This is a genomic window from Agromyces agglutinans, from assembly GCF_009647605.1.
Taxonomy (GTDB): domain Bacteria; phylum Actinomycetota; class Actinomycetes; order Actinomycetales; family Microbacteriaceae; genus Agromyces; species Agromyces agglutinans.
The window spans coordinates 436,466-449,057 of record NZ_WJIF01000001.1 but is presented as its reverse complement, the minus strand read 5'-3'; the positions used below and the strand labels follow the sequence as shown (position 1 = coordinate 449,057).

Annotated in this window: 10 protein-coding genes; 6 read left to right on the top strand and 4 right to left on the bottom strand. The window is 72.3% G+C overall.

Annotation, left to right across the window (positions count from 1 at the left end; translation table 11 throughout):
• Positions 1–3 precede the first annotated feature (3 nt).
• Genes GE115_RS02130 through GE115_RS02115 form a run of 4 tightly spaced genes read left to right on the top strand, consistent with a single transcriptional unit; the run spans position 4 to position 2,438 of the window.
• Positions 4–564, top strand: coding sequence for a DivIVA domain-containing protein (locus GE115_RS02130; RefSeq protein WP_312854812.1), 561 nt, complete (start codon positions 4–6; stop codon positions 562–564).
• Between the two features lie 52 nt (positions 565–616).
• Entirely contained in the window at positions 617–1,366 is a 750-nt protein-coding gene (locus GE115_RS18680) for an aggregation-promoting factor C-terminal-like domain-containing protein (protein WP_312854811.1), read from the top strand.
• A 35-nt stretch (positions 1,367–1,401) separates the two neighbouring features.
• Complete coding sequence (locus tag GE115_RS02120; protein ID WP_246190461.1) at positions 1,402–1,710, top strand: Rv1322 family protein; 309 nt, start codon at positions 1,402–1,404, stop codon at positions 1,708–1,710.
• Positions 1,711–1,724: 14 nt separating this feature from the next.
• On the top strand, positions 1,725–2,438 hold the full coding sequence (locus GE115_RS02115) for an alpha/beta hydrolase (protein ID WP_312854854.1): 714 nt from the start codon (positions 1,725–1,727) through the stop codon (positions 2,436–2,438).
• Here GE115_RS02115 and GE115_RS02110 read toward each other — a convergent pair whose 3' ends face one another.
• On the bottom strand, positions 2,439–3,503 hold the full coding sequence (locus GE115_RS02110) for an AI-2E family transporter (protein WP_312854810.1): 1,065 nt from the start codon (positions 3,501–3,503) through the stop codon (positions 2,439–2,441).
• Positions 3,504–3,523: 20 nt separating this feature from the next.
• Entirely contained in the window at positions 3,524–5,137 is a 1,614-nt protein-coding gene (locus tag GE115_RS02105; protein WP_153683123.1) for a DivIVA domain-containing protein, read from the bottom strand.
• Positions 5,138–5,367: 230 nt separating this feature from the next.
• Between GE115_RS02105 and GE115_RS02100 the strand changes: the two genes are divergently transcribed.
• Together GE115_RS02100 and GE115_RS02095 are read left to right on the top strand one after the other, a co-directional pair.
• The gene (locus GE115_RS02100) at positions 5,368–7,311 is read left to right on the top strand and encodes a DUF8094 domain-containing protein (protein WP_153683122.1); all 1,944 of its coding nucleotides are present in this window, start codon (positions 5,368–5,370) and stop codon (positions 7,309–7,311) included.
• Positions 7,308–8,234, top strand: a complete 927-nt coding sequence (locus GE115_RS02095; protein WP_312854809.1) for a tetratricopeptide repeat protein — start codon at positions 7,308–7,310, stop codon at positions 8,232–8,234. Before GE115_RS02100 ends, GE115_RS02095 begins: the two co-directional genes overlap by 4 nt.
• Before the next feature lie 41 nt (positions 8,235–8,275).
• Here the strand turns inward: GE115_RS02095 and glgB are convergent, their stop codons facing one another.
• Together glgB and GE115_RS18460 are read right to left on the bottom strand one after the other, a co-directional pair.
• Positions 8,276–10,486, bottom strand: a complete 2,211-nt coding sequence (glgB, locus tag GE115_RS02090; protein ID WP_153683121.1) for a 1,4-alpha-glucan branching protein GlgB — start codon at positions 10,484–10,486, stop codon at positions 8,276–8,278.
• Positions 10,479–12,533 (bottom strand): maltotransferase domain-containing protein, encoded by a 2,055-nt coding sequence (locus tag GE115_RS18460; RefSeq protein WP_312854808.1) that lies wholly within the window; start codon positions 12,531–12,533, stop codon positions 10,479–10,481. Before GE115_RS18460 ends, glgB begins: the two co-directional genes overlap by 8 nt.
• Between the last annotated feature and the right edge of the window lie 59 nt (positions 12,534–12,592).

Genomic DNA, 12,592 nt, shown 5'->3' with positions numbered 1-12,592 from the left:
GCCGTGAGTTCGAGTTCGACGTTCCCCCGCGCGCGCAAACCCAAGCTCGGATACGACACCGACCAGGTCGAGGAGTTCCTCAGGGTCGCCCGGCGTGCGTTCGACGGGACGCCGGCTCCCGGCGACCCGGAGGTCAGCGCCGAGAAGATCCGGCTCACCGCGTTCGGCATGCAGAAGGGCGGCTACTCCACCGCCCACGTGGATGCCGCGCTGGAACGCCTCGAAGACGCGTTCGCGGCCCGTGAGCGCCAGATCGCGGCCCGCCTGCACGGCGACGAGGCCTGGTTGCGCGAGGCGCGCACGACCGCGCAGGTCGTCTCGAACCGGCTGGCCCGCGCCGACGGCGAGCGGTTCGAGCGGGTGAACCCGCTCGTGCTCGGCTACAGCGTGAAGGAGGTCGACCGCTTCGCGGAGCGCCTCAGCCGGTACTTCAGCGACGGCTGGCCGATCGGCATCGACGATGTGCGGACGGTCACGTTCCGGGCACAGCGCGGCGGGTACCGCGAGTCGCAGGTCGACCTCGTGCTCGACGCGGTCGTCGACGTCATGCTCGCGGTGCGGTGAAGGGTGCGCGCGGTTTCGCCGCCTCCGGCGGTTTCGATACGATCGGGTGATCGTGGGTAGGCATTCGGGTTCGGGCGCGCCGGAGGCGCAGGGCACGTCGTCCGACGGCTCCTCGGCGTATCGCCCCGTCGCCGCGCGCACACACCTCCGGCCGGCATCGATGCGGGTCTCCGCCCCCGAGGTCCGACGCTCGGTGGTCACCGGCCCGGTGCGCACCGCCGGCCGCGCGAAGCAGGCCGTCACGGTCGTGTTCGCCTTCTCCGCCGCGGTCAGCTTCCTGCTCGTGAACATCGTCGATCCGTACTCGGGGGCCACCGCATCGTCGGAGTACGCGAACTCCGGCGACCGGTTCGGGGGCGCGGCGGCCCAAGACGTCGAGATCGCCGGCGAGCACCAGCTGTCGCTGTCGCGCGAGTCGTATCTCGTCGAGCTGAAGCCCGAGGAGCCGGTGTCGACGACGGCGAGCAGCGGCTGGGCGCCGCCCGCGGTCACGCCCGACCCCGGTTCGGCGCAGTCCTACGCCGCGGGCGCCGTCGCCGCACGCGGATGGCCGGCCTCCGAGTACGACTGCCTGTTCGCGCTGTGGGCCAAGGAGTCGGGCTGGCGCGTGAACGCGTACAACGCCTCGAGCGGCGCCTACGGCATCCCCCAGGCGCTGCCCGGCTCGAAGATGGCCACCGCCGGCGCCGACTGGGAGACGAACGCCGGCACGCAGATCGAGTGGGGACTCGGCTACGTGTCGGGCCGCTACGGCACCCCGTGCGGCGCGTGGGCCCACTCGCAGGACGTCGGCTGGTACTGATCCGGCCGCCCCGATCGCGACCGTAGACTGGAACGATGGCACCGTCGAATCGAGCGCGCGGACGCGCCGCGAAGGCGCGTGAGGGGCATCCCGAACTCGACGTCGAACGGCTGACCGCCGGCTGGAAACGCACCGAGGTGCGCGGTGGTCGCGAGTGGTTCGTGCAGCCCGTCTCCGAGCGCCAGGCCGGCAAGTCCTACACGTGCCCGGGCTGCGGCCAGGAGGTCGTGCCGGGCACCGCGCACCTCGTCACCTGGCGTGCCGACGGCGTGCTCGGCGACGCCGCCGACCTGGCCGCTCGCCGCCATTGGCACACCCACTGCTGGAGGATGACCAACCCGTGAGCGAAACCGGCACGATCGAGATCCGTGCGGCGGTGCAGTTGCCCGCGACGCGCGAAGAGGTGGAACTGCACACGGCCGACGGCCTGACCCTCGTCGGCGAGCTCGCCACGCCGGTCGACCGCGCGCCGGTCGCGACCCTCGTGACGCTGCATCCGCTCCCGACCGCGGGCGGGTTCATGGACTCGCACATCCTGCGCAAGGCAGCCGGCCGGCTTCCGGCCCTCGCGGGCGTCGCGGTGCTGCGGTTCAACACGCGCGGCACGTCGTCGCCGCGCGGCACGAGCGAGGGCGAGTTCGGCGACGGCGTCACCGAGCGGGCGGATGTCGCGGCCGCCATGGCATTCGTGCGCGAACGCGGCCTGCCGAGGCCCTGGCTCGTCGGATGGTCGTTCGGCACGGAACTCGCCCTCAAGCACGGCTGGGAGCACGAGGTGGCCGGCGTGATCCTGCTCTCGCCGCCGCTGCACCGCACCACGCCCGAGGAGCTCGCCCGCTGGAAGGATGCCTCGGTGCCGGTCGTCGCGCTCATCCCGGAGCACGACGACTTCCTGCGGCCGGCCGAAGCCGTCGAGCGGTTCGCCGCGGCGCCGAACGTCGAGGTGGTGCCCGTCGAGGGCGCCAAGCACCTGTGGGTGGGCGAACAGCAGACGCGGCGGGTGCTCGACGAGATCGTGTCGAGGGTCGCGCCCGAGGCGCTGCCCCTGCCGACGACCTGGCCGGCGGGCTGATCAGCGCTCGTTCTGGCGCGGGATGACGACCTGCTTGATCAGCAGCAGGAGCGACGCGGCGACCGGGATCGCGATGAGTGCGCCGAGGATGCCGAGCAGCGCCCCGCCGGCGAGGGCCGCGACGACGACGAGCGCCGCGGGCACCTTGACGGCGCGGTTCATGATGCGGGGGCTCAGGATGTATGCCTCGACCTGCATGTACACGAGGTAGTAGATCGCCGCCACGAGGGCCGTCAGCGGTGAGCCGAGCCCCGGCAGCAGGCACACCAGCACGATCACGATGGAGCCGGTGAGCGTGCCGACCAGCGGCACGAGCGAGAACACGAACGCGACGAAGGCGAGGACGGCCGGGAACGGGGCCTGGATGGCCGAGAGGAAGACGAAGCTGAGCGCCCCGTTGATGGCGCCGAGGGTGACCTGGCCCATGACGTAGCGGCCGACCGATTGCGTGATCTGCTCGGTGAGGTCGGCGAAGCGGGCGCGCCGGGAGGCCGGCACGAGCTGGTACACACCCCGCTTCATCGCCCCGAGCGAGGCCGTGAAGTACAGGGTGAGGATGACCACGATGAGGGCCGCGAACACGCCGCCGCCGAGCGCGATCGCGACCTGCCAGACGCCGCCCGCGAGCTCGCTCAACTTCTCGGGGTTGGAGACGAAATCGATCGCCGCGGCCGAGACCGAGTCGTAGATCTCCTCGACCTGCAGGAGCGGGAACTGGTCCTGCAAGTCGGCGATCCAGTCGTTGGTGCTGAACCGTGCGACGATGCGGGGCACCTGCTCGACGAGCTGGCCCACCTGGTCGACGATGATCGGGATGACGGCGAGGAGCAGTGCCGCGACCACGCCCGCCACCCCGGCGATCACGATGAGGATCGCCGACCATCGCGGGAGCCCGCGCCGTTCGAGCCAGGCGACGGCGGGGTCGAGTCCGAGCGCGAGGAACAGCGCGGCCCCGACCCAGGTGAGGATCGTCGAGAGACTCGCGATCGAGAAGAGGATGAGGAGGCCGACCCCGACGCCGAGCGTGCCGACCAGACCGAGTCGGAACGCGTTCTGGATCTTCACGGCCGGCCCCCCCGTCCGGCTCAGCCGCGCTGGCCGGCGACCTGCTCGGCCTGGGTGAGCACGCCGCGCAGGCTCTCGAAGTAGCCGGCGACGGCGTCGCGCTCGATGCGGATCTGGGCGAGCCGGTCTTCAGCGTCGGCGACGAGGGCACGCGTGCGCTCGTCGGCGTCGGCGATGAGCTTGCGCGCCTGCGCGTGCGCCTCCTGGATGCGCTCGCGCGCCTCTTCGTCGGCCTTGTCGCGGACCTCCGCGATCTCGGAGCGGACCCGGGTCTCGAGCCGCTCGGCCTCGGCGCGCGCCTCCGCCGTGCGCGAAACCGCTTCGGCCAGTTCGGCGTTGGCGTCGTCGAGGAACTTCTGCGTCTCGGCGACCGCCTCCTGGTGGCGTGCCAGCAGCTCCTGCTCGGACTCGTCGCGCTTGGCGGCGAGCTCGGCGTCGAGGTCGATGCGCGCCTGCTCGATCTCGCGCTTCATACGGTTGACCTCGTGCGTCGTCTTCTTGCGCATCGCGGTGAGCTGGTTGTCGAGGTCGATGCGTGCCTGCTCGGCCTCGGCCTCGAAGTCCGCGCGCGCCTGCTCCTGCTCGAGCGAGAGGTCGGCCCGGATCTGGTCGAGGTCCTTCTCGTGCTTGATGCGGATGCGGTCGAGTTCGTTCTTGAGCTTGAGGCGCGCCGTGTCGGCCTCGCGCTCGAGGTCGACCTTCAGCTGCTCGCGCTGGGTGTCGAGCTGGGCGCGGCCGGCCGCGAGCTCACGCTCGAGGTCGGTACGGGCCTGCTCGAGCTCCTGCTCGAGCGCGGCGCGGCGCTCCTCGATCTCGGCCTCGATGGCCGCACGCGACTCGGCGGTCTCGCGGTCCAGGTCGAGCTTCGCCTGCTCGGTCTGCTTGGCGAGGTCGATGCGGGCCTGCTCGGTCTCCTTCGCCAGCTCGGCGCGAGCGCGGTCGAGCTCGACGGCGACCTCCGCGCGGGTCTGCTCGGTCTCCTGCTGGAGGCCGGCGGCCGCGGCACGGGCCTCGGTCGCCTCGGTGTTCGCCTCGGCGAGGAGGGCGGCAGCCCGGCGCTCGGCGTCGGCGATGACCGAGGCGGCCTCGCGCTTCGCGCTGCTGCGCAGCTCGGCGGACTCGGTCGAGGCCGCGCCGCGGATGGCGGCGGCGTCGCGCGCCGCGTCCTGGCGGAGCTGCTCGCTCGCCTCGTGCGCGCGCGCGATCATGTCGTCGGCCTCGACGCGGGCGTTCTCGAGGGTGCGGTTCGCCTGGCTGCGCGACTCGCTGAGGGTGCGGTCGGCGAGCTCCTGCGCGTCGGACTTGAGGAGGTGCACCTCGTCTTCGGCGGCGCGACGCAGCTTCTCGGCGTCGATGTCGGCCTGCGCGATGAGGCGCGTCGACTGCTCCTCGGCCACTCGCAGGGTGTTCTCGAGCTTGGTGCCGAGCCCCGAGAAGGTCGGGCTGCCGACCTCTTCGAGCTCTGCCGTGAGCTCTTCGATGCGCGCCAGCAGGCGCTTGTGCTCTTTGTTGGTCTCGGCGATCTGGGTGTTCGCGGTGATGATGTCGCGACGAAGGCCGTTGATGGCCTTGTCGACCTCGTCCTTGTCGTATCCGCGGAACACCTGGGTGAACTCGGTCTCTTCGACGGCCATGCTTCCTCCGGCTCGGGTCCCGCGCCGCTGGGGGGAATCGCGCGGGAATCGCCTCATTCTATGGTCGAGACGGTGCCGAGCGGACCACCGCGGCGCACACGAACGGACCACCGCGGCGCACACGAACGGACCACCGCGGCGCACAGCGGATGTTCGGGCGCCTCCCAGTCGGAGTGGATAGTCTGGGTTGTCTTTGTCCGAAGCCGCGCCAGCGGCACTGGAGGTAGTTCGTGCGGTTCGTCTTCGCCATCGCGGCGTTCGTTGCCGCGGCCGTGCTGATCGGGCTCGGTATCGCGCAGCGCACCGTGTTCCTCGAGCCAGACACCAGGTCGCTCGACGTGACCGTCGACTCGGCCGCGGCCGACTACGTCGTCATCGAGCCCGCGGCGCTCAGTGCGCAGCCGGGCAAGCAGGCCCTCACCATCGCCGGCGACGGCACGGTGTACCTCGCCTACGGGCGCTCGAGCGACGTGCTCGCGTGGATCGGCGAGGAACCCTACATCTCGGTCGGCTACGACGCCGAGGCCGAGGAACTGACCGACGAGGTCATCGAGCCGGGTGCGGAATCCGACGACGGCGCGGCCGCGGGCGGCAGCGACGGCAGCGACGGCACCGCCGCCACCGAGACGCCGGCTCCGGCCGAGCCCGCCCCGACCGCAACGCCCGAGGCGACCGCGGAGGCGGGCACCGAACCCGCGACACCCGCTGTCTCGCCGTCGGGTTCCGACCTCTGGCTCGACGAGCAGACCGCCGACGGCCGGCTGGCCACGACCATCGACGTCCCCGAGGGCATCTCGGTGCTGGTCGCATCGGGCTCCGAGGATCCGGTGCCCGATCGCGTCGCGATCGCGTGGCCGATCGAGAACTCGACCCCGTGGGTCGGGCCGCTGCTGACCGCGGGCACCCTGCTGTTCCTCGTCGGCGTGGGGCTCGTCATCTCGGGCATCGTGAACCACCGCCGCTCGCGCGGCCCGCGCCGCAACCTCCCGAAGGGCTCGCGCGGCAAGCTGCCGAACGCACCCAAGCCCGGTCGGCGCCAGGCGCAGCTCACGAGCGGTCGCCGGTCGTCGGGCGGCCGCCGGGCGATGGTCGCGGGAGTCGCGCTCATCCCGGCACTCGCACTGAGCGCCTGCTCGGCCGACTACTGGCCGAGCTTCGAGGGCATGCCGGGCGATGCGACGGCGACGCCGACCCCCACCCCGACGCCCACGCCGACGGCGACGGCCGGTGGCGTCGAGGCCGAGGAGGAGACGACCGAGGTCGAGCCCGCCGTGACCGTTTCGCAGATGGAGCGCATCATGAGCCGCATCTCCACGGCCGCGGCGAAGGCCGACGCGGAGCTCAACACCGCCGTGGCCGCCGAACGGTTCGCGGGCCCGGCCCTCCAGGCGCGACAGGCGAACTACCAGATCCGCACCACGCTGCCCGACCACGCCGCCCCCGCCGCGATCCCCGCGGCACCGCTCGAGATCACGCTGCCGCAGCAGTCGAAGGCGGGCGTGTGGCCGCGCACGGTGCTCGAGGTCGTGCAGAACGGTGAAGACCCCACGGTCGCGCCGACGGCGCTGGTGCTCGTGCAGGAGTCGCCGCGCGAGAACTACAAGATCTTCTACGTGAGCTCCCTCGTGCCCGACGCGGATCCGCCCGAGGTGGCGCCGGCGTCCATCGGCGCGCCGCTCGTGACGCCCGACTCGAAGCTGCTGCTGCTGCCGCCGAGCCAGGTCGCCCCGGCGTTCGCCGACATCCTCAACATCGGCGCCCAGAGCGCGTACGCCGCGCAGTTCGACCTCGAGGGCATGGAACTCGACGACGCGCTGAGCGCCGCGGGCCGCAAGGCCGAGATCGAGGGCGCGAACCCGACCGTCACGGCGACGATCACGGCGGCCGCGACCGACGACCCGGTGATCGCGCTCGCCACGAACGACGCGGGCGCGCTCGTCTCGGCGACGGTCACGCGCACCGAGGCCGTGCGCCCGAACGACGGCGGCACCACCGGCTTCCAGGACGGCAGCCCGGCCGAGGCCCTCTCGGGGTTCACCGAGCAGAGCGCGAAGGGCGTGCAGTCCACCCGCGAGGTGCTGCTGCTGTTCTACGTGCCGCCCGTGGGCTCGTCCGATCCGGTCCGCCTGCTCGGGTGGTCGGAGTCCCTTGTCGCAGCATCGGAGGTACCGTGACCGATCCCATCCAGCCCACCGGTTTCCGGGGCGCCGTCGACCTCTCGTCGCTGGTCCAGCCGCCGAGGGCGACGGATGCTCCGGCCCCTGCTGGCGCCGACGACCCCATCGTGTTCGCGACCGACGACCAGTCGTTCGCGCCGGTGCTCGAACTCTCGCGCACGGTTCCGGTCGTCATGGCCCTGTGGGCGAGCTGGAGCGAGCCGTCGACCGCGCTCGTCGACACGCTCGCGGGGCTCGTGCGCGCCCGCAACGGCGCGCTCGTGCTCGCGACCGTCGAGGCCGAGCGCAACCCGCAGCTCGTGCAGGCGCTCCAGGCGCAGTCCGTCCCGACCGTCGTGGCGCTCGTGGGCGGGCAGCCCGTCCCGCTCTTCCAGGGCGAGCAGCCGGCCGACGTCATCGACCAGGTGTTCGACCAGCTGCTGCAGCTGGCCGCGCAGAACGGCGTGACCGGCACGGTCGACGCGGGCGCCGGGGCATCCGAACCGGCCGAACCGGTCGAGGAGCCGCTGCCACCGCTGCACCAGGAGGCGTTCGACGCGATCTCGCGCGGCGACTACGCGGCGGCGTCCGCGGCGTACCGCACGGCCATCGCGCAGGACCCGCGCGACGCGCTCGCGGTCGCGGGGCTCGCGCAGGCGAACCTGCTGGGCCGGCTCCAGGGCAAGACGCTCGATGAGATCCGCGGCGCCGCGGCGGCGAACCCGGGCGACCTCGACGCGCAGCTCGACGTCGCCGACCTCGACCTCTCGGGCGGGCACATCGACGACGCCTTCGGGCGCCTGCTCGACCTGTTCCCGACGCTCGACGCCGACGGCAAGGCGCGCGTGCGCGAGCGGCTCATCGAGCACTTCGAGGTGGTCGGCACCGACGACCCGCGGGTCGCCGCGGCACGCCGGCGTCTGGCGAACCTGCTGTACTGAACCGGCTCCCGGGTCTCAGGTCTCGATACGCTCCTTCGTCGCTACTCGACCGCCGGGTCGAAGCGGAACCACACCGCGCCGAGCGGCGGCAGCGTGAACGACGCGGAGGCCGGTCGCCCCGACCACGGGGCATCCGTCGCCTCGACGGCCCCGAGGTTGCCGACGCCCGAACCGCCGAACTCGGCGGCGTCGGAGTTCAGCACCTCGACCCAGCGCCCGGCCTGCGGCAGGCCGAGCCGGAAGCCCTCGTGCGGCCTGCCCGAGAAGTTCACCGCGCACAGGAGCGGCGTGCGGTCGCGGTCGTAGCGGAGGAACGCGATCACGTTCTCGGCCGCCGCGCCGCCCTCGATCCACTCGAACCCGGCCGAGTCGTCGTCGAGCTGCCAGAGCGCGGGCGTCGCGCGGTACAACCGGTTGAGCGCGCCGACGAACTCGGCGAGCTGCCGGTGGCTCGGCTGGTCGAGGATCCACCAGTCGAGCCCGCGTTCCTCGCTCCACTCGCTCAGCTGGCCGAACTCCTGGCCCATGAACAGCAGCTGCTTGCCCGGGTGGGCCCACATGAACGCCAGGTAGGCGCGCGTGTTCGCGAGCTGCTGCCAGTGGTCGCCCGGCATCTTGCGCACCAGCGAGCCCTTGCCGTGCACGACCTCGTCGTGGCTGATCGGCAGGATGAAGTGCTCGCTGAACGCGTACAGGAACGAGAACGTCAGGTCGTGGTGGTGGTGCGACCGGTACATGGGGTCCTTCTGGATGTACTGGAGCGTGTCGTGCATCCAGCCCATGTTCCACTTGTACCCGAACCCGAGGCCGCCCGACGAGGTCGGCGCGGTGACGCCGGGCCACGACGTCGACTCCTCGGCGATCATCACGATGCCGGGGTTGCGCTTGTACGCGGTCGCCGTCACCTCCTGCAGGAAGCCGATCGCCTCGAGGTGCTCGCGACCGCCGTGCACGTTCGGCAGCCACTCGCCGTCGGCGCGCGAGTAGTCGAGGTAGAGCATGGATGCCACGGCATCCACGCGCAGCCCGTCGACGTGGAACTCCTCGAACCAGAACAGCGCGTTGGCGACGAGGAAGTTGCGCACGCGCGGGTTGCCGTAGTCGAACACGTACGTGCCCCAGTCGAGCTGCTCGCCGCGACGCGGGTCGGCGTGCTCGTACAGCGGCTCGCCGTCGAAGCGCGCGAGCGCCCAGCCGTCCTTCGGGAAGTGGCCGGGCACCCAGTCCATGATCACGCCGATGCCGGCGCCGTGCAGGCGGTCGATGAGGTATCGCAGGTCGTCGGGGGAGCCGAAGCGGCTCGTCGCCGCGTAGTAGCCGGTGACCTGGTAGCCCCATGAGCCGCCGAACGGATGCTCCGCCAGCGGCAGGAACTCGACGTGCGTGTAGCCCAGCCACTGCAGGTACTCGATCAGCTCGTCGGCGACGTCGCGGTACCCGCGCCCGGGCCGCCACGAGCCGAGGTGGAGCTCGTAGATGCTCATCGGCTCGGCATGCGCATCGGTCGCCGCGCGACGGGACATCCATTCGCCGTCCCGCCACTCGTGCGCGCTGTGCGACACGATCGACGCGGTCGCCGGCGCGATCTCGGCCTGCCGGGCCATCGGGTCGGCCTTCATTACCCAGTCGCCGGCAGCAGTGAGCAGCTCGAACTTGTACGAGGCGCCGGGTTCGAGGTCGGGCACGAAGAGCTCCCAGACGCCGCTCGCGCCCATGCTGCGCATCGCGTGGCCCTGCCCGTCCCAGCGGTTGAACTCGCCGACCACGCGCACCGCACGGGCGCGCGGCGCCCAGACCGTGAACGCGGTGCCGCGGACGGCGCCGCCGGGGCCCCAGTGCTCGCGGTGCCGCGCGCCGAGCGCGCGCCAGAGCTCCTCGTGACGGCCCTCGTGGATGAGGTGCAGGTCGAGCTCGCCGATGGTGGGCGCGAAGCGGTAGGGGTCGTCGGCGGTCCACTCGGCGCCGTCGGCGTACCGGGCGCGGATGCGGTAGCCGGTGGGGCCGAATTCGCCGGCGCCGGCCCAGATGCCGTGCGCGAGGTGGCCCAGCGGCACCTCGCGGCCGTCGTCGAGCACCGCATCGACCGAGGAGGCCAGCGGACGCCGCGTTCTGATGACGGTGCGAGGTGCCCCCGCGCCGCCCTCCTCGAACCCGTGCTGTCCGAGGACCGAGTGCGGGTCGGCGTGCCGGCCCTCGGCGACCGCGGCGAGGACCGCGTCGTCGATGGCGGGCCCGTGGGCGGCGTCAGGCATTCGGGCTCCGGTTCGGTCGGCGTCGGGCGGGTGAGGGCTCGCGCACGACGCGCAGCACGTGCGCCGGCCGCGTGAACGCGTCGAGGCGCACGTAGTTGGAGGCGCCCCACTCCCAGCGTTCGCCCTCGACCAGGTCTTCGACGGTGAAACGCGCGCCGGGCTCGAGGCCGAGGGCGGCGAGGTCGAGGTGCACGGTCGTCTCGCGCACGGAGTGCGGGTCGACGTTCGCCACGACGATGATCGTGTCGTCCTGCCCGGTGCCGGTGAATTCGGCCTCGAGGTGCTTCGAGTAGGCGAGCACCGCGTCGTCATCGGTCGGGTGCACGGTGAGGTTGCGCAGCTGCTGCAGGGCCGGCGACTCCGCCCGGATGCGGTTGAGGATGCCGAGGTACAGCGCGAGCGAGCGGCCCTCCTGCTCGGCGGCGGCGAAGTCGCGCGGCTTGTACTCGTACTTCTCGTTGTCGATCGCCTCCTCGGCACCGGGGCGGGCGACCGACTCGAATAGCTCGAAGCCCGAGTAGACGCCCCAGGTCGGCGCGGCGGTGGCGGCGATCGTCGCCCGCACCGCGAACGCGGCCGGCCCGCCGAACTGGAGGTACTCGGTGAGGATGTCGGGCGTGTTCACGAAGAGGTTCGGCCGGAGGAAGTCGGCGGTCTCATCGGCCAGGCCGGTGAGGAACTCCGTGAGCTCCTCCTTCGTGTTGCGCCAGGTGAAGTAGGTGTACGACTGCTGGAAGCCTGCCGCCGCGAGCGCGTGCAGCATCGCCGGTCGCGTGAACGCCTCGGCGAGGAACACGACGTCGGGGTCGCCCGCGTTCACCTCGGCGATCAGGCGCTCCCAGAACGCGAGGGGCTTCGTGTGCGGGTTGTCGACGCGGAAGATGCGCACGCCCTGCGCCATCCAGTGCCGCACGATGCGCAGCACCTCGGCGAAGACGCCCTCGGGGTCGTCGTCGAAGTTCACCGGGTAGATGTCCTGGTACTTCTTCGGCGGGTTCTCGGCGTAGCGGATCGACCCGTCGGGCAGCACCGTGAACCACTCGGGGTGCTCGGCGATCCACGGGTGGTCGGGGGAGGCCTGCAGGGCGAGGTCGAGCGCGACCTCGATGCCGTGGTTCGCGGCCTGCCGCACGAACGCACGGAAGTCGGCGAGCGTGCCGAGGTCGGGATGCACCGCGTCGTGGCCGCCCGCGGTGCCGTCGGCGAGCGGCCCGCCGATCGCCCACGGCGACCCCGGGTCGTCCGGCCCGGGGTCCAGCGTGTTGTTGCGACCCTTGCGGTTGGTCACCCCGATCGGATGGATCGGTGGCAGGTAGAGCACGTCGAAGCCCATCGCCGCGACGCCCGGCAGGCGCTTGGCGGCGGTTCGGAAGGTGCCGGAGCGCCAGCCGCCGTCCTTCAGGCGCTTCGCGCCCTCGGAGCGCGGGAAGAACTCGTACCAGCTGCCGACGCCGGCCCGGCGCCGTTCGACGAGCAGCTCGCGTTCGCCCGAGTCCGTGGTGAGCCGCGCGAGCGGGCGCACGGCGAACTCGTCGAGCACGGGGTCGTCGATGAGGGCGCGCCGGGTCGCCGGCGTGGCATCCGTATCGCGAAGGGATGCCGCGTACGCCGCGAGCCGCTTGCGCACCGCGGCTGGGCGCGACGTCTCGGCGACCGCGCGGTCGACGAGTCGCGCGCCGAGCTCGTACATGAGGTCGACGTCGACGCCGGCGTCGACCTTGAGGGCGGCGTCGTGCCGCCACGTCGCGACCTCGTCGCCGAACCCGTCGACGTGCCAGCGCCACACACCCGTCTCGTCGAGCCGGACCCGCGTCTCCCACCGATCGGTGCCCGGGGCGATCGGCGACAGGCGCCGGCGCGTGACCGCACCCGACGGCGCCGTGAGCACGAGCATCGCGCCGACGGCATCGTGGCCCTCGCGGAAGACCGTCGCCCGGAACGGCACCACCTCGCCCTCGTACGCCTTCGGGCGCCAGCGCGGGTCGGGGGTGGTCGGCGAGAGGCGGATCACCGGGATGCGCGGTGCGAGCGGTGCAGGGGTCGTCACGCTCCGACCGTAGCGCGTCCGGGTGGCGATGGGCAGCGGGCGCGTGACGCGCCGTTCAC

Bases quoted from the DNA above. Each gene is read 5' to 3' on its own strand.
- GE115_RS02120 (WP_246190461.1), top strand. From the start codon at position 1,402: ATGGCACCGTCGAATCGAGCGCGCGGACGCGCCGCGAAGGCGCGTGAG.
- GE115_RS02105 (WP_153683123.1), bottom strand. From the start codon at position 5,137: ATGGCCGTCGAAGAGACCGAGTTCACCCAGGTGTTCCGCGGATACGAC.
- glgB (WP_153683121.1), bottom strand. From the start codon at position 10,486: ATGCCTGACGCCGCCCACGGGCCCGCCATCGACGACGCGGTCCTCGCC.